The sequence below is a fragment of the Microbacterium sp. KNMS genome (genome assembly GCF_053851835.1).
Genome location: NZ_JBSQBP010000005.1, coordinates 76434 through 97555, shown reverse-complemented (window position 1 = coordinate 97555; position 21122 = coordinate 76434). Strand labels below are relative to the sequence as shown.

Genomic DNA, 21122 nt, shown 5'->3' with positions numbered 1-21122 from the left:
ATACCCACCGCGGTTGAGACACGCCCACCCCGCCGGGCACACCATGTCTCACGACACGCGGGAATACCCCGCCCATACCCACCGCGGTTGAGACACGCCCACCCCACCGGGCACACGATGTCTCACGCCACGCCGGAATACCCCGCCCAAACCCACGGCAACCGAGACACGCCCACCCCACCGGGCCCACCCCGGCCGACCCCGCGTCAGCGCTTGCGCCGGAACCACACCGTCGACAGCGGCGGCAGCACGACCTCCGCGTGCGCGGGCCATCCCTTGTGCTCGCCGGCGACCGCCGTGACCGCGCCGAGGTTGCCCACGCCAGAGCCGCCGTACGCCTCGGCGTCGGTGTTGAGGCACTCCTCCCACTCCCCGTCACCCGGGAAGCCGAGGCGGTAGCCGTGGTGCGGCATGGCCGCGAAGTTCGTCGCCGAGAGGATCTCGTCGTCCCCGCTGCGGCGCACGAACGCGAACACGTTCCCCGCCGCATCGTCGGCCTCGACCCACGCGAACGAGCCGGGGTCGGCGTCGGATCGCCAGATCGCGGGCGACTCGCGGTACCGCGCATTGATGTCGCGGAGCGCGTCACGCAGGCCTCGGTGCTCGGGGTGGTCGAGCAGCCACCAGTCGAGCTCGCGCGACTCGGCCCACTCCGCCTCCTGGCCGAACTCCGAGCCCATGAAGAGCATCTGCTTGCCGGGGTGGGCCCACATGAACGCGTAGTACGCGCGCAGCGTCGCGAGCTGACGCCAGCGGTCGCCGGGCATCTTGCGCAGCAGCGAGCCCTTGCCGTGCACGACCTCGTCGTGCGACAGCGGCAGGACGTAGTTCTCGCTCCACGCGTAGACCAGCGAGAAGGTCATCTCGCCGTGGTGGTACGCACGGTGGATGGGGTCGCGCTGCAGGTACTGCAGCGTGTCGTGCATCCATCCCATGTTCCACTTGAAGCCGAATCCGAGGCCGCCCGCGCTCGTCGGCTGCGTGACGCCGGGCCACGCGGTCGACTCCTCGGCGATCATCGAGATGCCCGGCACGCGCTTGTAGGCGGTCGCGTTCAGCTCCTGCAGGAACTGCACGGCCTCGAGGTTCTCGTGGCCGCCGTGGATGTTCGGGGTCCACTCCCCCGGCTCGCGCGCGTAGTCGAGGTAGAGCATCGATGCGACGCCGTCGACCCGGAGCCCGTCGGCGTGGAACTCCTCGAGCCAGTACAGCGCGTTGCCGTAGAGGAAGTTCCGCACCTCGCGGCGCCCGAAGTCGAAGATGTGCGATCCCCACTCCTTGTGCCATCCGCGCTGGGGGTTCGGGTCCTCGTAGAGCGGTGCGCCGTCGAACTGGACGAGCGCCCAGGGGTCGGTCGCGAAGTGGCCGGGCACCCAGTCGAGGATGACCCCGATGCCCGCCTGGTGCAGGCGGTCGATGAGCAGGCGCAGGCCGTCGGGATCGCCGAACCGGCTGTCGGGCGCGTAGTAGCCCGTCACGTGGTAGCCCCACGATCCGCCGAACGGATGCTGCATGACCGGCATGAGCTCGACGTGCGTGAAACCGAGGTCGGAGAGGTACGGCACGAGCTCGTCGGCCAGCTGCGCGTACGACCGGTCGCGGCGCCAGGAGGCGAGGTGCATCTCGTAGATCGACATCGGCGCGTCGACCTGGCCGCGCGACGCGCGCGCCGCCATCCACTCGTCGTCGCCCCACTCGTACGCCGAGTCGAACACACGCGACGCGGTCTGCGGCGGCACCTCGGCCCATGCGGCCATCGGGTCGGCCTTCTCGCGCCACACGCCGTCGGCGCCGAGGATGACGTACTTGTAGGTCGTGCCGCTGCCGACGTCCGGCACGAACAGCTCCCAGATGCCCGAGCTGCCGAGCTGGCGCATCGGGTGCTCGCGGCCATCCCAGCTGTTGAAGTCGGCCTTGAGCCGCACGGCGCGGGCGCGCGGCGCCCAGACCGCGAACGCCGTGCCGGTGACGTCGGGCGCGACGCCGAGGCCGTCGTAGCGGTGCACGTGCGCGCCGAGCACGGTCCACAGCTGCTCGTGCCGCCCCTCGCCGATGAGGTGGAGGTCGACCTCGCCGAGCGTCGGCAGGAACCGGTACGGGTCGTCGCACTCGATCGGCTCCGACCCCTCGTAGGCGACCTCGAGCCGATACGCCGGGACGTCGGCCACGGGCAGCACCCCGGCCCAGACGCCCTCGTGCTCGTGCGCGAGGTCGACCGCCGCCCATCCGTCGGGGTTCTTGCGTGTCGGCGCGGGCAGGCGATAGCGCACCGTGACCGACTTCGCGAGCGGCTTCAGCACCCGGACCGTGACGCCGCCGTCGTGCGGGTGCGGCCCGAGGACGGCGTGCGGATCGCCGTGCTCGCCGTGGGCGATCTGCGCGAGGATCGCCGGATCGATGGGCAGGACGGATGGCGATGACGCGGTCATGACGCTCCCCTCGGGATGTCGGCGGCGGGGCTCGGCGCCGGCTCGGCGTGCGGGTCGCGCACGGCGAGGATGTGGGCCACCTCGTGGCCGGGGTCGAGCCGCACGTACGCGTCGCGCCCCCACGTCCACTCGCTGCCGGTGATCTCGTCGCGGACGGCGAACGTCTCGGGGAGGCCGGCCGCCGCGAGGTCGAGGTGGACCATCGTCTCGCGCGTCCCGTGCGGATCGAGGTTGATGACGACGATGACCGTGTCGCCCTGGCGATCGGACTTCGAGAAGCAGATCACGTGGTCATCGTCCGTCCAGTGGATGACGAGGCTGCGCAGCTGCTGGAGGGCGGGGTGCGCCCGACGGATCTCGTTGAGCCGCGTGAGGTACGGCGCGAGCGTGCGCCCCTCGCGCTCCGCGCCCTCCCAGTCGCGGATGCGGATCTGGTACTTCTCGCTGTCGAGGTACTCCTCGCTGCCGGGCTTGACCGCGACGTGCTCGAAGAGCTCGTAGCCCGCGTACACGCCCCACGAGGGCGAGCCCGTCGCGGCGAGCGCCGCCCGCAGTCGGAACGCCGCGGGCCCGCCGTACTGGAGGAACCCGTGGAGGATGTCGGGGGTGTTCACGAAGAAGTTCGGCCGCATGAGGTGGTCGCTCTCGGTCGCGACCTCGCGCAGGTAGTCCTCGATCTCGCCCTTCGCCGTGCGCCACGTGAAGTACGTGTACGACTGATGGAACCCGACCGCGCCGAGCGTGTGCATCATCGCGGGGCGCGTGAACGCCTCCGAGAGGAAGAGCACGTCGGGGTCGGTGCGGCGGATCTCGCCGAGGAGCTTCTCCCAGAACTGCACGGTCTTCGTGTGCGGGTTGTCCACGCGGAAGATCCGCACGCCGTGGCTCATCCACAGCCGGACGACGCGCAGCACCTCGGCGTAGATGCCGTCGAAGTCGTTGTCGAAGTTGATCGGGTAGATGTCCTGGTACTTCTTGGGCGGGTTCTCCGCGTACGCGATCGACCCGTCGGCCCGCGTCGTGAAGAACTCCGGATGCTCCTTCACCCACGGATGGTCGGGGGCGGCCTGGAGCGCGAGGTCGAGCGCGACCTCGAGGCCGAGCTTGTTCGCCTTCTTCACGAACGCGTCGAAGTCCGCGAAGGTCCCGAGATCGGGGTGGATGGCGTCGTGCCCGCCGTCCTTCGAGCCGATCGCCCAGGGCGATCCGACGTCGTCCGGCCCGGGCGTGAGCGTGTTGTTCGGCCCCTTGCGGTTGATCTCGCCGATCGGATGGATGGGCGGCAGGTACAGCACGTCGAAGCCCATCGCGGCCACCGCGGGAAGGCGCTTGGCCGCGGTCTTGAACGTGCCGCTGACGACCTTGCCGGTCTTCCTGTCGACCTTCGCGCCCTCGGAGCGGGGGAAGAACTCATACCAGCTGCCGAACAGCGCGCGCGGACGGTCGGCGTACAGCGGGTAGGGCCCCGCGACCGTCATCAGGTCGCGAAGCGGATGGGCGCGGAACAGCGCGAGCACCTCCTCGCTCGCGAGCTGGGCCATCCGCGCCTCCGCCGGCCGCGACGCATCCGTCGCGGCCTCGAGCGCGCCCTGCAGCACCTCGCGCTCGGCGGCCGACAGCGCCGCCGCGTCGATGCGCTCGAGCAGCAGCCGCCCCTCCAGGAACATGAGGTCGACGTCGACGCCGGCGGCGATCTTCACGCTCGCCGCGTGCTCCCACGTCGCGAGCGGGTCGGACCATCCGTGCACCTCGAAGGTCCACGCGCCCTCGACGTCGGGGGTGACCCACGCCTCGTAGCGGTCGGTGCCCTTCGCGATCTCGCGCATGCGCACCGGCGGGCGCCGGGCGCCATCCGGATCGATCAGCACCACCTCGGCGCCGAGACGGTCATGGCCTTCGCGGAAGACCGTCGCGCGCACGGGAAGGGGCTCGCCCCGAGTCGCCTTCGCCGGCAGCTCGCCGCCCTCGATGAGCGGATGGACGTCGATCACGGGAATGCGTCCGACCATGGCACCCAACCTAGCCATCCGGAGCACCCGGCGACTACCCGCGTTCCCGCGCGTGTCGACGGTGTCCGGAGAGTTCCCGACCGCGTTCGGTCGACACGGTAGAGTGCGCCGCTCAGCCCGCGGAGCGGCGGCCGGTCCGCGCGGCCGCCTGCTCGAGGCGGCCGACGACGCGCACGAGGCCGTCGTCGCCGCCGACGTTGCCGGCGAACACGACGTACGGCAGCCCCGGCGCGCGGCCGTCGACGGGGCGCCACACGGAGACGATGCCGGGCAGCACCGTGCCCACGACCTCGGCGCGGCTCATCCCGAGCGCCTCGGTCGCGACGTCGGACGACGTGATGCCTCCCTTCGCGACGAGGAAGGCGGGCTGCCGGCGCTCGAGCACCTCGCGCACGACGTCGACGACCGCGGCGCTCACCTCGCGGGCGATCGCGAGGCTGCCCTCGGCGTCGTCGCCGCGCCGCAGGGCGCGGCTCGTCCGGAAGACGACCGTGCCGCGCTCGAGCGCCGCGACGATCGCGTCGGCGAGGGCGCGCCGGTGCGCGGCGTCCGACGGGCGCGCCGCGTCGAGCTCGACGATCGGCAGCTCGCGGTTCGCGACCAGCCGTTCGAGCTGGCGGGTCGTCATCGCGACGTGCGATCCGACCACCACGAGCCCGCCTGGTGCGCCGCCCTCGGGCGCCGCGAGCTCGTGGTCCGCCACGGGGCTGCTCGCGCGCTGGCCGAGCCGCGCCCGCACGAAGGACGGCCCCGACCGGTAGACGAGCCTCCGGCCGTCCGCCTCCGCGCGCTGCACCGCCTCCGCCACGACGCGCAGGTCGTCGTCGTGCTCGGCGTCGACGGCCACGACCCGCCCGTCCCGCGCCTCGTCGAGGATGGTGCGCACGCGATCCGGCCCGCCCTCGCGGATGTCGGACAGGCGGATCTGCGCGACGTCGGATGCGCGCACGCGCCCGCCCGTCTGCTCCTCGACCCAGCGCGGCAGCGCCGACTCGCGGAAGCCGAACGTCGCGTCGCGCGCGAACTCGGTCTCGCCGACGGGCGTGCGCGTGCCGTCGGAGCCGACGACGAGGTGCACGCCGTCGACCGTGATGCGCCCGGCGTCGATGTAGGCGGGGACGAGCAGCACGGCGTTGACGGGCCGCGGCTCGGAGGCCGCGAGCACGTCGGTCTCGAGCGGGAAGTGCCCGCGCAGGGTCGAGTCGCCGCGCGCCATGAACACGGGATCGACGCCGAGCTCGGCCGCGACTCCGCGAACGGCGGCGGCCACGCCGGCCACGCGCTCCGCGGCCTCGGCGGGTCCGAGGCTGCGGGTGTTGGTGAGGATGAAGAACCCCTCCCCGCCCTGATCGAACGCCCACCGCAGATCGTCGGGGTCCGTCCGCGTCAGGACGGGGACGCCGCGGATCGTCTGCGTGCCGGTGGGGTCGTCGTCGAGGACGATGACAGGGCGGGGCGTGGGGTCCTCCTCAGTGGGCCGGGGTCTGCGCGGGCGCGTCGTCGAGCAGGTCGTCGGCCTTCGCGCGGAAGAAGCGCGTGCCGAGCATCATGGCGGCCGCGAGGAACGCGAACACCCCGAGCGAGACCACGCCCCAGGCGCCGCTCTCGGTCGGCATCGCCTCGTTGAAGGCCGTGCGCATGAGCGGGGCGACGAAGCCGCCGAGGTTGCCGAGGGAGTTGATGAGGCCGATGCCGGCCGCGGCCGCGGTGCCGGTGAGGAACGCCGTCGGGAAGGACCACGTGATCGGGCCCACCGAGAGGAAGCTCGCGACCGCGACGGTGATGAAGAGGATGCCGAGGAGCGGCTGGTCCGTCGCCCCCGCCCACGCGGATCCGACGATGAACGCCCCCGTGAGGACGTAGAACGTGGCGCCCCAGTTGCGACGGCGCCTCACCGTGTCGGCCTTGTTGCCGAAGTAGTAGCAGGCGAACAGGCCCACGAGCCACGGGATCGCCGTGACGAGGCCGACCTGCCATCCGACGTCCTGGCCCAGGAGCCCGGCCACCTGCTGCGGCAGGTAGAAGGTGGTGCCGTACACCGCGATCTGCAGGCAGAAGTAGATGACCGTGAAGTACCAGACCTTCCAGTTGGCCATCGCGCGCCAGATGCCGGTCGGGCCGTCCTCCTGGCGCACAGCGTCCTCACGCGCCATCACGTCGATGAGGGCGCGCTTCTCGTCGTCGTTCAGCCACTTGGCCTTCTGCGGCGTGTCGATGAGCAGGAAGATCGCCGCCACACCGGCGATGACCGCGAGCATGCCCTCGCTGAAGAACATCACCTGCCAGCCCGCCCACGGCGTGTACTGGTCGCCGAAGCTGATCAGGCCGCCGGAGAGCGGAGCGCCGAGCATCTGCGAGAACGGCTGAGCGAGGTAGAAGATCGCGAACATGCGCACGCGCACCTTGTTCGGGAACCACTCGGCCAGGAACATGATGACGCCGGGGAAGAGCCCGGCCTCGGTGACGCCGAGCAGGAACCGCAGGATGATGAACATCGTGTCGTTCGTCGTGAACGCGAACGCCGCCGCGACGAGGCCCCACGTGATCGCGATCCGCGCGAGCCACCATCGGGCGCCGAACCTCTTGAGCGCGAGGTTCGACGGGATCTCGAAGATCGCGTAGCCGATGAAGAAGATGCCGGCGCCGAGCGCGAACGCTCCCGCGGAGATGCCGCGGTCGGTCTGCAGCGCGGCCTCGGCGAAGCCGACGTTGGTGCGGTCGAGGAACGCGACGAAGTACAGGATGACGAGCATCGGCATGAGGTGCCGGGTCGCCTTGCGGACGGCGCTGGCGAGCGGCTCCGTCCTCAGGGTGGCGGTGTCAGCCATAGATGGACTCTCCTTCGAGCATGGCTACGGACGGGTTGGGGGGTGTCGGGTCGAGGTCGTCGGTGCGGGTCAGACCGCGAGGATCTGCCAGATCCCGATGCCGACGAGGACGATGCCGAGGGCGAGGAACGCCAGGCGGGACTTGCTCCAGCTGCCGGTGGTCATGGAGGACTCCTCAGTGCATGTAGGTGCCGCCGTCGATGTTCAGGGTCTGGCCCGTCACATAGCCGGCGTCTTCGCTGATCAGGTAGGCGACGCCCGCGGCGATGTCGCGAGGGGAGCCGATGCGGGGCAGCACGCCGTCGGCGGCCATGGCCGTCTTCCGCTCCTCGGTGAGGGTGCCGCCCATGATGTCGGTGTCGATGGGGCCAGGAGCGATCGCGTTCACGGTCACGCCGAGACGCCCGAGCTCGCGCGCGACCGATCGGGTGAAGCCGATGACCCCGGCCTTGGCCGCGGAGTACGCGGTCTTCGAGAACGTGCCGCCGCCGCGCTGTGCCGAGATCGACGACATGCTCACGATGCGGCCGAGCCCGTTCGCGGTCATCGTCTCCGCGGCCCGCCGTGTGGCGTAGTGCACGCCGTTGAGGTTGATCGCGATGACGCGGTTCCACTCCTCGGGCGTGACCTCGAGGTACGGATCCGGCGACGAGACGCCCGCGAGGTTCACGAGCGCGACGAGCGTCGGCAGCCGCGGCTCGAGCGCATCGAAGGCGGCGCGCACCTGCACCTCGTCGGCGACGTCGGCCCCGGCTCCCGCGGCTGTGACGCCGTGCTGCTCGGCGATCTCGTCGGCGACGCCCTGCGCGGCCGCCTCGTCGAGGTCGATGATGCCGATGCTCCAGCCCCGCTCGGCGAGGTAGTGCGCCGTGGCCCGGCCGATGCCGCGCGGCGACGCCGCGCCGGTCAGGATCACGGTGCGCTCTGCCGGGAACGCGCTCATCGGACGACCTCCGAGGCCTGCGCCGCGGGCTCGATCGGGGCGGGGCCCAGCTCGTCGAGCAGCTTCTGCATCGCGACGTACGCCCTGTTGCGGTAGGCCACCAGCTCGGGCGTGCGCTCGGCGGGGACGTCGAGGAATCCCCCGCCCGACTTCGTGCCGAGCTTGCCGGCGTCGACGAGCTCCTGCAGGGCGGCCGGGGTGGCGAAGCGCTCGGGCCACCGGGTCTGCAGCGACTCGTAGCAGAAGGCGTAGACGTCGAGCCCGGCCATGTCGGCGATCGCGAACGGGCCGAAGAACGGAAGGCGGAAGCCGAACGTCGTGCGCACGATCGTGTCGACGTCGGAGGCCGACGCGACGCCCTCCTCGACGAGCTGCGACGCCTCGGCGAACAGCGCGTACTGAAGGCGGTTGAGCACGAAGCCCGTCGAGTCCTTCACGCGCGCGGTCTGCTTGCCCGTGGCCCGCACGACCTCCTCGACGAACGGCAGGATGGCCTCGTCGGTGCCCTCGTGGGGGATGATCTCGACACCCGGGATGAACGGAGCGGGGTTCGAGAAGTGCACCCCGAGGAAGCGCTCGGGATGCTCCACGGCGGTCGCGAGCGACGCGATCAGGATCGTCGACGTGTTGGATCCAATGACGGCGTCGGGCCGGGCTGCGGCGGAGATGCGGGACAGGGTGGCGTGCTTGATCTCGATCTTCTCGGGCACGGCCTCCTCGATGAGGTCGGCGCCCGCCACGGCCTCCTCGATGGATGCGGCGGCTGTGAGGCGCGCCTGGATCCGCTCGACGGCGTCCGCCGGGAACAGTCCGTCTGCGACGAACTGCCCGGCCTCGGTGAGGAGGCGCTCGAGGTTGGCGGCGGCGATCTCCGCCGAGACGTCGGCGATGCGGACGTCGTAGCCGGCGAGCGCGAGCACCTGGGCGATGCCGCCGCCCATGTAGCCCGATCCGACGATGGCGATGGTGGTCACTGCTGACGCTCCTTGATGTTGCGGGGGATGAGGGTGCGGAGGTATCGCGCGTTCGTGGCGCAGACGCCGAGCGAGTCGCCGCCGTACTGCTCCATGAGGAAGATGCCGCGGAAGCCGATCTCGTTGATGGCCTCGCGCACGACCTGGCGGTAGTTGATGAGGCCGAGCTCCATGCTCGTCGGGACCGACGTGGCCCACGATCCGTCGCCCGCCTCGTCGCGCGTGTAGTTCTTGACGTGCCAGTAGTTCGTGTACGGCAGGGTCTTGGCGAACATCTCGCGCCAGTCCTCGATCGGGCGATGCAGGCGGATGAGGTTCGCGATGTCGGGATTGATGCCGACGTTGTCGAGGCCGATGTCCTCGATGAGCCGGACGGCGCTGTCGGCTGTGCCGACGTAGGTGTCCTCGTACATCTCGAGCGACATCTGCAGGCCGACCTCTGCCGCGTGCCGGCCCAGCTCCCGCAGACGCGACACGGCCGCCTTCCAGACCTCCGGGTCATCCGGGTCCTTCGGACCCTGCGCGGTCCAGAACCACAGCGCGTTCCGCTGGGCCTCGCTGAAGGGCTGGTGGAGACCGGTCGAGAAGACGTCCATGCCCCACTCGGCCGCGGCATCGATCGTGCGGTGTGCGTACGCGAGGTTCTCGTCCTCGCGCCCCGGCCAGATCACGCTCCGGCGCTGCAGGTGCACGCTGGGGATGCGCACGCCGTGCGATCGGGCGATCGCGAGGAGCTCGTCGCGGCGGCTCGGCTCGAGATCGGCGGGGCGCACGTGGCTGTCGGCGAGCTCGGCGAGGTCGAAGCCGACCTCCTCGATCTGCTCGAACATGTCGTCCCACACCTCGGGGGCCGCGTCGTGCAGGGCCGTGCCGTCGCGCCCCACCGTGGGGAATCCGTGCAGGCAGGTCGCGATCGGCCATCCCTCGCGGGTGTACTCGTATGCAGTCGCCATGTGGTGTGCTCCGTTGCGTTCTTGCGCCATCGGCGGCGCATCATCGATCCTATAGGATCTTTGCTAGGACGCGTCAAGGCCGGATCCGAGGATCCGAGGGATCAGCGGAGACCCCGCCGTCAGACGCGGCGGCTGCGCGACCGTGCGCGCGGGATCAGCGGTCGGTGTCGCGCAGGGAGCGCGCCCGCACCTTCTCGAGGTGCGCGCGCATGCAGGCGACGGCCGCCTCGGCGTCGCCGCGCTCGACCGCGTCGAGGATCGTCTCGTGCTCGGCGACCGCCTCGCGGACGTCGTCGGGCCCGCCCATGACGGCCTGGCGCATCCGATGCGTCAGGGCGCCGAGCCCGTCGTGCATCTCCAGCAGGTAGTGATTCCCGTTCGCGAGGAACAGCTGCCGGTGGAACTCGCCGTCCGCGGCGAAATAGGCCTTCGTCACCTCGAGCGGCACGCCCGCGTCGTCGTGGGCGGCGATGACCGCCTCGGCCGCGTCGACGTGCCCCCCGTGCGCTGCGCGCAGCGCGGTCACCGCGGCAGCGCCTCCCCTGACGGCGCCGCCAGCGGCAGCCGTCTCGATGACCAGGCGCGCGTCGAACAGCTGCTCGAGCTCCTCGGGCGCGAGCGGAGGAGCCACGCGGTAGCCGCGCAGCGCCTCGCGGGTCACGAGGCCGGTGCGCTCCAGCTGGACCATCGCCTCCCGCACGGGCGTCGGCGACACGTCGAGAAGGCGGGCCATCGAGTCGATCGACAGGCGCGCACCCGGCTCGACCTCGCCGGTCAGCAGCATCTCGAGGATCAGATCGTAGACACGGTCTCGCAGACCGCGCCGCTCGATCTCGACGACGCGTCCCAGCGGCAGACTGCTCACGCGTGCTCCTCCTCGGTGCTCACTCCGTTCCCGGCCGCCGGACCCCGTCGCTCTGGGCGAGGGATCCCGCTTCGTCGAGAATACGGCCGAACGCCTCGGGATCATGTGCGAAGCGACCGAGGAAGAGCCCGTCGACGGCCGCGCCGATGCGCGAGAGCAGCCCCGGCCCGGCGCTGCCGCCGTAGAGGACGGCCGAATCGACGGCCATCCCCATCGCCCGCAGCGCCGCGCGCAGCTCCGCGCACACGACGCGGATGTGCTCGTCGGGCGCCGGCTCCGGCGCTCCGATCGCCCAGACCGGCTCGTATGCCACGAGCACCCGCCCGTCGCGTCCTGCGGCGAGCGCGGGGGCGAGCGACGCCTGGAGCTGCCGCACGGCCGCACGCGCCGCATCCTGCGGTGCCCCCTCGCTCTCCTCACCGACGCACACGAGCGGCGTCATCCCCGCGGCGAGGATGGCGTCCGTCTTCCGCGCGACGGTCTCGTCGGTCTCGCCGAAGTGGCGACGCCGCTCGGCATGGCCGACCTCGACGAGGCTCACCCCGAACTCGGCGAGCTGCCGCGGCGACACCTCCCCTGTGAACGCGCCGTCGTCCCAGTGCGCGTCCTGCGCGCCGACGCGCAGCGGCCCGTCGGCGGCGACCGCCGCGACCTCCGCGATCGACAGGAACCCCGGGATCGCGAACGGCTCGACCGCCCCCGAGCGCACGGCGGGATGCGCTCTGCTCAGCTCATCCACGGCGCGGGCCCAGGCCATCGTGCGCTCGCGCCCGAAGTAGGCCTTCAGGCTCGCGCCGACGACGAAGCGCGCCACCGTTCAGTCGCCCTCGTACGCGCAGATGTCGTTGACCTTGTCGTTCGACGCGCTGGACGGGTCGAACGTGTACGTCAGCCACTCCGCGGCGAGACGGCGCGCCAGCTCGATGCCCACCACGCGCTGGCCCATGCAGAGCACCTGCGCGTTGTTCGACAGGATCGAGCGCTCGACCGAGAACGAGTCGTGCGCGGTCACGGCGCGGATGCCCTTGACCTTGTTGGCGGCGATCGCGACACCGAGCCCCGTGCCGCAGATCAGGATGGCCCGGTCGGCTTCGCCGCGCGCGATGCGCTCGGCCGCCTCGATCGCGATCCGGGGGTAGGACGTGTGCCCGTCGGCGTCGACGCCGACGTCGGCGACGCTCTCGACGAGGTCGCTCGCCTCGAGGTCTCCCTTGAGGATCTCCTTGTACTGGTAGCCGGCGTCGTCGCAGCCGACGATGAGGCGCAGGGCCATGGTCACTCCTTCGGTCTCGTGGGGATCACGTCGTCGCGGGTGCGTCGACGAAGGCGCGGTGGACGGTGCGGCAGACGAGCGCGAACGACACCGCGCCCGGGTCGGGCGTGCCGATCGACTTCTCGCCGTGCGAGCGAGCGCGGCCCAGCGTCGCGACGAGGTCGGCGGTCGACCGGGCAGCCGCCTCGGCGGCGTCGGTCGCGGCGGCCCATGCGTCGCCGAGGCGGCGGCCGGCGGCGACCTCGGCGCTCAGCGTCTCGGCGAAGGGCACGATGGCGTCGACCATCGTCTTGTCACCCACCTCGGCCTTGCCGAACGCCCGCACGGCGTCACTCGCGGCGCGCACGCCGTCGGCGACCCGCTGCGCGGTGACGGCCTCGTCGTCGGTCAGGGCCGTGCCGACGGTCTTCAGGATCTCGGCCCAGATCGCCCCCGAGGTCCCGCCCGCCTTGTCGCTCCAGGCCTCGGCGGCATGCGCGAGCACCGTCTGGGCGCCGGCGCCGGCCTCGCTCGCGCGGTGACCGGCGTCGCGAGCAGCATGCGACCCGCGCTGCATGCCGATGCCGTGGTCGCCGTCGCCGGCCACCCGATCGATGCGGCCGAGCTCGTCGGCGGCGTCGTCCAGGGCCTGCGCGACATCGGCGAGGGCGCTCGCGATCACGTCGCCCAGGGCCCGCGAGGCCTCGGACGCGGGGCCGATCGGCAGCTGCGCATCCTCCTCGTCGACGTGGACCTCGACGCGACGCTGCGGAGCGACCGCTCCCTTCCGGTACCCGTGGCTGTCGGCGGGCGCCGCCCACAGGCGCTCGAGCTCGTCGTCCAGCCACAGCAGGGTCAGCGAGCAGCCCGCCATGTCGAAGCTCGTGCAGAGCTCGCCGACCTCGGGTTCGACCACGGTCGCGCCCGCCTCGTCGAGCAGGCGGTGCACGGTGCGGTAGACAACGAAGAGCTCCTCGCTCTTCACGCTTCCGAGGCCGTTCAGCAGCGGCACCACGCGCGAGCCGGCGACGGTCACGCCGTCGGGCAGCTCCTCGAGCAGCTTCGCGACGAACATCCCGGCCAGGCCCTCGGCCGTCGGGATGTCCACCTCGTCGATCCCGGGCTCGCCGTGGATGCCGAGGCCCACGGCCATCCGCCCCTTCGGCACCTCGAAGAGCGGGGCGTCGGCCCCCGGCATCGTGCACCCGCCGAACGCGACGCCGAACGAGCGCGTGCGGGCGTTGGCGTGCCGGGCGAGGCGCTCGACGTCGTCGAGGTCCATGCCGGCCTCGGCCGCGGCACCCGCGATCTTGAACACGACGAGGTCGCCGGCGATGCCGCGGCGCTTCTCCTGCTGATCGGCCGGGGCGCTCCAGACGTCGTCGGTCACGAGCACCGTGCGCACGTCGTGCCCCTCGGCGTTCAGGCGGTCCTGCGCCTGCGTGAAGTGCAGCACGTCGCCGGCGTAGTTGCCGTACGACAGCAGGACGCCGCGGCCCTGATCGGCGGCCTTGGCCACCGAGTACACCTGCTGCGCCGAGGGCGAGGCGAACAGGTTGCCCATGGCCGCTCCGTGCGCCAGGCCGGGCCCGACCAGGCCGCCGAAGGCCGGATAGTGACCGCTGCCGCCGCCGACGACGAGCGCGACGGTCGGCTCATCGGCCGCCGTGGCGCGGACCACGCCGCCCGGCACGCGCTGCACCCAGCGCGCGGCCGCATCGGCGAAGCCCTCCGTCATCTCGTCGGCGAACGCCGCAGGGTCGTTGAACAGTCGCGTCATCGCGCCGCCTCCTCGTGGACGTCGTCATCCGTGGTCGAGCACGATCCTATAGGATATTTTCCACATCATCCAGCGCTGCTCTCGACCACCGCACATGGGCTCGCCCGCAGGGGCGCCCTTCGCCCCGCAGAATGTGTGCGGAGGGGCTCACGGTCCCGCACGCTCCGACACCTCGTGTCAACCCCCTTGTGCTGACATGGCTACGTCCATGCACTACCGTGTGCGCATGCGCGCCATCCGTCGCTTCACCGTTCGCCCCGTCCTCCCCGCCCCGATCGCGGCGCTCGGCAGCCTCGCCGGGAACCTCAGATGGTCCTGGCATCCCGCCACGCAGGATGTCTTCGCCGAGGTCGCGCCGGACGCGTGGGCCGCGACCCACGATCCCGTGCACGTGCTCGGATCGGTCTCGCGCGAGCGGCTCGAGGAGCTCGCCGGCGACGACGGCTTCCTCGCGCGCCTCGGGCAGGCGGAGGCGAGCCTCGAGCGCTACCTCGCCGAGGACCGCTGGTACCAGCGCCAGGTCGCGGATGGCCCGCGCGCGATCGCGTACTTCTCCCCCGAGTTCGGGATCACGGCGGTGCTGCCGCAGTACTCCGGGGGCCTCGGCATCCTCGCGGGCGATCACCTCAAGGCGGCGAGCGACCTGGGCGTCCCGATCGTCGGCGTGGGCCTGCTCTACCGACACGGCTACTTCTCGCAGGCCCTGTCGCGCGAGGGCTGGCAGCAGGAGAGCTACCCGCTGCTCGACCCCGACGAGCTGCCGATCACGGCTCTGCGCGAGCCGGACGGCACGCCCGCGACGATCTCGATCGCCCAGCCCGGCGACCGCGATCTCGTCGCGCGCATCTGGGTCGCGAAGGTCGGCCGCGTGCCGCTGCTCATGCTCGACACGGCGGTCGAGGGCGCCCCCGATCATCACGTCGCCGTCACCGACCGCCTGTACGGCGGCAACAGCGAGCACCGGCTCCGGCAGGAGCTGCTGCTCGGTGTCGGCGGCGTGCGTGCCCTGCGGGCCTACAGCCGCCTGACCGGCGCGCCCGTGCCCGAGGTGTACCACACCAACGAGGGCCATGCCGGGTTCCAGGGGCTCGAGCGCATCCGCGAGCTCACGGTCGACGCCGCGGGCCCGCGCCTCGACATCGACGCGGCGCTCGAGGTGTGCCGCGCCTCGACCGTGTTCACGACGCACACGCCCGTGCCCGCGGGCATCGACCGCTTCCCCCGCACGCTCATCGAGCAGTACTTCGCATCCGACGGTGCGACGCCGGGCGTGCCGCTCGACCGGGTCCTCGCGCTCGGCGCCGAGAGCTACCCGGGCGGCGACCCCGGCGTGTTCAACATGGCCGTGATGGGCTTCCGCCTCGCGCAGCGCGCGAACGGCGTCTCGCAGCTGCACGGGCACGTGAGCCGCGAGATGTTCCACGGCCTGTGGCCCGCGTTCGACGAGGCGGAGGTGCCGATCACCTCCATCACGAACGGCGTGCACGCCCCGACGTGGGTGGCTCGCGAGTTCCAGCAGCTCGTGGCCGAGCTCGGCGCCGACCCCGACGGCGACCCCGCGGAGTTCGCGCAGGCGATCGACACCGCGCCGTCGCGTCGCATGTGGGAGCTCAAGCGCGCGATGCGCGAGCGGCTCGTCCTCGATGCGCGCGATCGGCTGCGCGCCTCGTGGCGCAAGCGCGGCGCAGCGGAGGCCGAGCTCGGCTGGATCGACGACGCGCTCGATCCGGATGTGCTCACGATCGGCTTCGCGCGGCGCGTGCCCTCGTACAAGCGCCTCACCCTCATGCTCCGCGACCCCGCGCGGCTCAAGCGCCTCCTTCTCGACCCCGAGCGGCCCATCCAGCTCGTCGTCGCGGGCAAGGCGCACCCCGCCGACGACGGCGGCAAGAAGCTCATCCAGGATCTCGTGCGCTTCGCCGACGACCCCGAGGTCCGCCACCGCATCGTGTTCCTGCCCAACTACGACATCGCGATGGCCCTGCCGCTCTACCCCGGCTGCGACGTCTGGCTCAACAACCCGCTGCGCCCCTACGAGGCCTGCGGCACGAGCGGCATGAAGGCCGCGCTGAACGGCGGGCTCAATCTCTCGATCCTCGACGGATGGTGGGACGAGTGGTTCGACGGGGACAACGGCTGGGCCATCCCGTCGGCCGACGGCCTCGACGACCCCGACAAGCGCGACGACCTCGAGGCCGCTGCGCTCTACGACCTCGTCGAGCGCGAGATCGCGCCGCGCTTCTACGACCGCGACGGCGACGGCCTGCCCATCCGCTGGCTCGAGATGGTGCGGCACACGCTCGTGTCGCTCGCCCCGAAGGTGCTCGCGACCCGCATGGTGCGCGACTACGTCACCGAGCTCTACGCGCCGGCCGCAGTGTCGGGGCGGGCGCTCGACGACGGCTTCGCCGCGGCGATCGACCTCGCGGCCTGGAAGGCGCACGTCGCGGCCGGATGGCACGCGGTGCGCGTCGAGCACGTCGAGTCGAGTGGCCCTGGCGACGCCGCCGAGGTCGGCGGCGAGCTGTCGGTGCGCGCGTTCGTCGCGCTGGGCGACCTTCGGCCGGCGGATGTCGCGGTGCAGCTCGTCTCGGGGCGCGCGGTCGGCGAGGACGAGATCGCGGACCCGACGTACACGGCGCTCTCGCCGGTGGAGAGCTACGAGGGCGGACGGGTCTGCTTCGCGGGCGGGATCACCCTCGACCGATCGGGCGCGTTCGGGTACACCGTGCGCGTCGTGCCCCAGGAGGAGCACCTCGCCTCGGTCGCCGAGCTGGGCCTGGTCGTCACCGCGTAGGGTCGAGCGGCCCGGCCCGCGTCAGAGCGGAGCCTGCAGCGACTGCATCACGACCACGGTGCGCGGCGCCATGACGAGCGGCGCCTCCACCGTGACGCGCGTGCCCGGGGGCACCGCCTCATCGGTCGAGAGCACGACGTCGCCCATGCTGATCCACTCGTTCTCGGGGAAAGTGATCGTCACCTCGGTCTCGCCCGCGTTGAACCAGAACAGGAACGAGTGGTCGACGAGCTGCTCGCCGTGCGGGCCCGGCTCGCGCAGCGGACCGCCGGACAGGAACATCCCGATGGTCCTGAGCCCGCCATCCGCCCAGTCGGCCGTGCGCATGCGGCGCCCCTCGGGGTGCAGCCAGACGAGGTCGGCCGGGCCGCCCTTGATCGTCGGCGAGCCCTCGAACCAGTGCCGCTGCCGCAGCGCCAGGTGCTCGCGCCGGAGCCTGAGCGCCGCCTTGGTGAGCTCGTACACGTCGAGCCACGCGTCGTCGGGGCGCCAGTCCATCCACGAGATCTCGTTGTCCTGGCAGTAGGCGTTGTTGTTGCCGCGCTGCGTGCGGCCGCGCTCGTCGCCGGCCGTGATCATCGGCACGCCGTTCGACAGGCACAGCGTCATCATGAGGTTCGCGGCCTGGCGACGGCGCAGCGCGACGATCTCGGCGTCGTCGGTCTCGCCCTCGACGCCGTGGTTCCAGGACCGGTTGTTGTCGGTGCCGTCGCGGTTGTCCTCGCCGTTCGCCTCGTTGTGCTTGTGGTCGTAGCTGACGAGGTCGCGCACGGTGAAGCCGTCGTGCGCCGTGATGAAGTTCACCGAGTTGTACGCGGAGCGGCCGTCGTCGGCGTAGAGGTCGCTCGAGCCCGCGAGCCGCGTCGCGACGTCCTTGATCTGCGCGTGCCCGCGCCAGAAGTCGCGGATGGTGTCGCGGTACTTGTCGTTCCACTCGACCCACGGCTGCGGCAGCCGGCCGACGAGGTAGCCGTCCATCGACGCGTCCCACGGCTCGGCGATGAGCTTGACATGACGCAGCACCGGGTCCTGGTCGACCGCGATGAGGAACGCGCACGCGAAGTCGATGTCGTAGCCCGTGCGCGTGAGCGCCGAGGTGAGGTCGAACCGGAACCCGTCGACGTGCATCTCGGTGACCCAGTAGCGCAGCGAGTCGAGGATGAGGCGCAGCGCGTAGGGGTCGCCCGTGTTGACGGTGTTGCCGCAGCCCGTGACATCCCAGTAGGTGTCGTCGAACCCGCCGTTCCCCGGGATCAGCCGCTTGTAGAAGCCGCGGTCGTCGAGCCCGCGGAACGAGAGGGTCGGCCCGTGCGGACCGGCCTCGGCCGTGTGGTTGTAGACGACGTCGAGGATGACCTCGATCCCCGCTCCGTGCAGCGCCTTCACCATCCGCTTGAACTCGTCGACCTGCTCGCCGCGATCGCCCGACGACGAGTACGCCGCATCGGGCGCGAAGTAGGACAGGGTGTTGTAGCCCCAGTAGTTGACGAGCCCGCGCTCGAGGAGGCCCGGCTCCGAGAAGAACTGCTGCACGGGCAGCAGCTCGACGGCCGTGACGCCGAGGTCGCGGAGGTACTCGACGACCGCCGGCTCGGCGAGGCCCGCGTAGGTGCCGCGCAGGTGCTCGGGGACGCGGTCGTGCAGCTTCGTGAACCCCTTCACGTGCAGCTCGTAGATGACCGTGTCGCGCCAGCGCGTCTTCATCGGCTCGTCGTCGCCCCAGTCGAACGACGGGTCCACGACGACGCTCCGCGCCGTGTACGCGGCCGAGTCGGTGTCGTCGCGCACGGCCGGGTCGTCCTCGCGGACGCCGAAGATCGGCTGCTCGGCGATGATCGTGCCGCTCGTGGCGAGACCGTACGGATCGAGGAGGAGCTTCTGCGGGTTGTGCCGGAGGCCCTGCGCCGGATCCCACGGGCCGTCGACGCGGTAGCCGTAGCGTTGCCCGGGGCGGATGCCGGGAAGGGCGCCGTGCCAGATGCTCTGGGAGTGCTCGGTGAGCTCGTGCCGCGTCTCGGAGTTGTTCTCGTCGAACAGGCACAGCCACACGCGCGTCGCGTTGGGCGCGTAGACCGCGAAGTTCGTCGACTCCTCGCTCCAGGTCGCTCCGAGCGGCCAGTTGCGTCCTGGCCAGATGGCGGCTGTCTCACCCATGCGGGTCCAGATCTCCGGGCTCACAGGGCGATTGTCCCAGGCTCAGATGACAGAACCCGCCGTTCCGGTAACCGGATGGCCACAGTACGGACACAATGCGCGCCGGTCACCCGAGCGCGGCATCGATCTCCTCGCGCGTCGGCATCGCGGGCGCGGCCCCGGGCCGGGTCACCGCGATCGCGGCAGCCGCCGTCGCCGCCTCGACCGCCGCCTCGAGCGGCTCGCCGCGGGTGAGCCACGCGACGAGCACGCCGACGAACGTGTCACCGGCGCCCGTCGTGTCGACGGCTTCCACCTCGTGCGCCGGCACCGCGGCGACGATGTCGCCGCCGCGTGCGATGAGGGCGCCCGCCGACCCGCGCGTGACGATGACCGTCGACGCCTGCTCGCTCAGGCGCCGTGCCGCGGTCTCGACATCGGACGCGCCCGACAGGGCGAGCGCCTCCGACTCGTTCGGCACGAGGATGTCCACGAGCGGCAGCAGGCGCGCCGCCTCGGCGTCGACCGGGGCGGGGGTGAGCACCGTGAGCGCCTCGGCCTGACGACCCGCGGCGAGGGCGCGCTCGACGAGGGCGAGCGGGCGCTCGAGCTGCACGACGAGGGCCGCAGCCGACGCGATCAGCGCGCGGTCGCCATCCGTCAGCTCTTCCTCGCCGTTCGCGCCCGCGACGATGACGATGCTGTTCTCGCCGCCGTCGAGCACGCTGACCTGGGCGATGCCCGTCGGCGCAGCGGATGTCCGCAGCGCGGCGGTCGCGATGCGCTCGCCCTCCAGGAAGGCGCGGAGCTCGCGCCCGAACCCGTCGTCGCCGACCGCGCCCGCGAACGCGACATCGGCTCCGGCGCGGCGGGCGGCGACGGCCTGGTTGAGGCCCTTGCCGCCGGCGCCCGTCGAGAAGTCGGAGCCGGCCATCGTCTCGCCCGGCTCGGGGAGACGCGGCTGCCGCGTGACGAGGTCCATGTTGGCGCTGCCGAGGACGACGATCTGAGTCACCTCGCCACGCTATCGCGTACCGGGATTCGGATCGCCGGTGCGTGTGTCGCCGGGCGAGGACGACACGCGCACACCAGCCACAGCCATCCGATTCCCGGAACGGGCCGACCCCAGAACGCGGCCGCGCCACCTCGGGTGACGCGGCCGCGGCGAGTCAGCGACCGGAGGCGACGAGCACGTCCCTCTCGAGGCGGGCGTACGAGGCCTCCATGCCGTCGGCCATCCCGGTCGCGAGGATCATGTCGCGCGTCTCCTTGTCGGGGTACTCGATGAGGAGCGTGATGAGGGTCGCGCCATCCTCTTCGTACAGGTTGAGGTCGTTGAGCGTCTCGGGCCCGTCGGTGCCCTTCATGCGCTCCGTCGAGACGGCGCGCCGAGGCGCGTCGACGAGCAGCGCCTCCCCCTCGAACCCGAAGGCCTCGCCCTCGGTCTCGCCGACCGGCGCCCACGACGTGCTGTGCCGGTCACCGGGAGCGAGCGCGACGACGCACTCGGTCATCTCCCACCCGTCGGGACCGAGCATCCACTGCCGCAGCAGGTCGGGGTCGTGGTGGGCCCGCCACACGAGCTCCCGCGGGCCCTCCACGAGGCGCGTGATCCGCACATGGGTGTCGTCGAGTTCCTCGACGCGTGTCCCCTTCCCCTGCGCGTAGGCGCGCAGGTCCTGGAGCACGGCGTCCAGCTGAGCCATGGCCATCCGCGTGCCCTCGATCGCGCCCATCTCGACGACCTGCTCGAGCGCCTGGATCGAGTCGAAGTGGCTCGTGGTGACCATCCGCGTGCCGTCGCCCGCTTCCTCGAAGGAGAACGTCATGCGCAGGGAGGGAAAGCCCTCGAGCGGACGGCCCTCGTCGTCGACGAACCGGTCGATCACCGCGAACCCCCGCGGCTCGTCGATCTCGAGGAACTCCCACGACCCCGAGGAGCGCTCACCGCGCGGGCCGGCCATCGTGTACTGCGCCATTCCCCCGACCGTGTGGTCGAAGGCCGTGAACGTCGCGGGCCAGCCGGGAGGACCCCAGAAGCGCTCGAGCTGGCGCGGGTCGGCGTAGGCGCTCCACACGCGCTCGATGGGCGCTGCGAAGTCTGCGACGACGGTCATCGTGAGACTCTCGGCGTCGGTGGTGACATCGGTGACGGGCAT

General features: G+C 71.7%; 15 protein-coding genes. 1 reads left to right on the top strand and 14 read right to left on the bottom strand.

Going from position 1 to position 21122, the window contains the following annotated elements; all coding sequences use genetic code 11:
• Positions 1-206 precede the first annotated feature (206 nt).
• The 11 genes from glgB to ACWXWW_RS04850 form a co-directional block, all read right to left on the bottom strand.
• Positions 207-2429 carry a 1,4-alpha-glucan branching protein GlgB gene (gene glgB, locus ACWXWW_RS04900; protein ID WP_455969070.1) on the bottom strand — a complete coding sequence of 741 codons (2223 nt, stop codon included), beginning with the start codon at positions 2427-2429 and terminating at the stop codon, positions 207-209.
• Positions 2426-4456, bottom strand: a complete 2031-nt coding sequence (locus tag ACWXWW_RS04895) for a maltotransferase domain-containing protein (RefSeq protein WP_455969068.1) — start codon at positions 4454-4456, stop codon at positions 2426-2428. Before ACWXWW_RS04895 ends, glgB begins: the two co-directional genes overlap by 4 nt.
• Before the next feature lie 94 nt (positions 4457-4550).
• Positions 4551-5882, bottom strand: coding sequence for a four-carbon acid sugar kinase family protein (locus ACWXWW_RS04890; protein ID WP_455969171.1), 1332 nt, complete (start codon positions 5880-5882; stop codon positions 4551-4553).
• A 25-nt stretch (positions 5883-5907) separates the two neighbouring features.
• On the bottom strand, positions 5908-7266 hold the full coding sequence (locus ACWXWW_RS04885; protein ID WP_271173409.1) for an MFS transporter: 1359 nt from the start codon (positions 7264-7266) through the stop codon (positions 5908-5910).
• Between the two features lie 175 nt (positions 7267-7441).
• Positions 7442-8209 carry an SDR family NAD(P)-dependent oxidoreductase gene (locus tag ACWXWW_RS04880; protein ID WP_421074971.1) on the bottom strand — a complete coding sequence of 256 codons (768 nt, stop codon included), beginning with the start codon at positions 8207-8209 and terminating at the stop codon, positions 7442-7444.
• Positions 8206-9183 (bottom strand): 3-hydroxyacyl-CoA dehydrogenase family protein, encoded by a 978-nt coding sequence (locus tag ACWXWW_RS04875; RefSeq protein WP_324012965.1) that lies wholly within the window; start codon positions 9181-9183, stop codon positions 8206-8208. The genes ACWXWW_RS04880 and ACWXWW_RS04875 overlap by 4 nt, the downstream gene beginning before the upstream one ends.
• Positions 9180-10136 carry a sugar phosphate isomerase/epimerase family protein gene (locus ACWXWW_RS04870; RefSeq protein ID WP_455969067.1) on the bottom strand — a complete coding sequence of 319 codons (957 nt, stop codon included), beginning with the start codon at positions 10134-10136 and terminating at the stop codon, positions 9180-9182. Before ACWXWW_RS04870 ends, ACWXWW_RS04875 begins: the two co-directional genes overlap by 4 nt.
• A 154-nt stretch (positions 10137-10290) precedes the next feature.
• Complete coding sequence (locus tag ACWXWW_RS04865) at positions 10291-11001, bottom strand: GntR family transcriptional regulator (RefSeq protein WP_455969065.1); 711 nt, start codon at positions 10999-11001, stop codon at positions 10291-10293.
• A gap of 19 nt (positions 11002-11020) precedes the next feature.
• Positions 11021-11815, bottom strand: coding sequence for a triose-phosphate isomerase family protein (locus ACWXWW_RS04860; RefSeq protein WP_455969063.1), 795 nt, complete (start codon positions 11813-11815; stop codon positions 11021-11023).
• A 3-nt stretch (positions 11816-11818) separates the two neighbouring features.
• Positions 11819-12274, bottom strand: coding sequence for a ribose-5-phosphate isomerase (locus ACWXWW_RS04855; RefSeq protein ID WP_374727757.1), 456 nt, complete (start codon positions 12272-12274; stop codon positions 11819-11821).
• A 25-nt stretch (positions 12275-12299) separates the two neighbouring features.
• Positions 12300-14033, bottom strand: a complete 1734-nt coding sequence (locus ACWXWW_RS04850; RefSeq protein WP_455969061.1) for a dihydroxyacetone kinase family protein — start codon at positions 14031-14033, stop codon at positions 12300-12302.
• A 226-nt stretch (positions 14034-14259) separates the two neighbouring features.
• Between ACWXWW_RS04850 and glgP the strand changes: the two genes are divergently transcribed.
• Positions 14260-16830 (top strand): alpha-glucan family phosphorylase, encoded by a 2571-nt coding sequence (gene glgP, locus ACWXWW_RS04845; protein ID WP_455969060.1) that lies wholly within the window; start codon positions 14260-14262, stop codon positions 16828-16830.
• Positions 16831-16851: 21 nt separating this feature from the next.
• Here the strand turns inward: glgP and glgX are convergent, their stop codons facing one another.
• From glgX to ACWXWW_RS04830, 3 genes are all read right to left on the bottom strand, one after another.
• Complete coding sequence (glgX, locus tag ACWXWW_RS04840; RefSeq protein ID WP_455969059.1) at positions 16852-19008, bottom strand: glycogen debranching protein GlgX; 2157 nt, start codon at positions 19006-19008, stop codon at positions 16852-16854.
• Between the two features lie 82 nt (positions 19009-19090).
• A complete protein-coding gene (locus tag ACWXWW_RS04835) occupies positions 19091-19978 on the bottom strand; it encodes a ribokinase (RefSeq protein ID WP_455969058.1) in 888 nt (295 codons plus the stop codon).
• Positions 19979-20132: 154 nt separating this feature from the next.
• Entirely contained in the window at positions 20133-21122 is a 990-nt protein-coding gene (locus tag ACWXWW_RS04830) for an SRPBCC family protein (RefSeq protein WP_455969056.1), read from the bottom strand.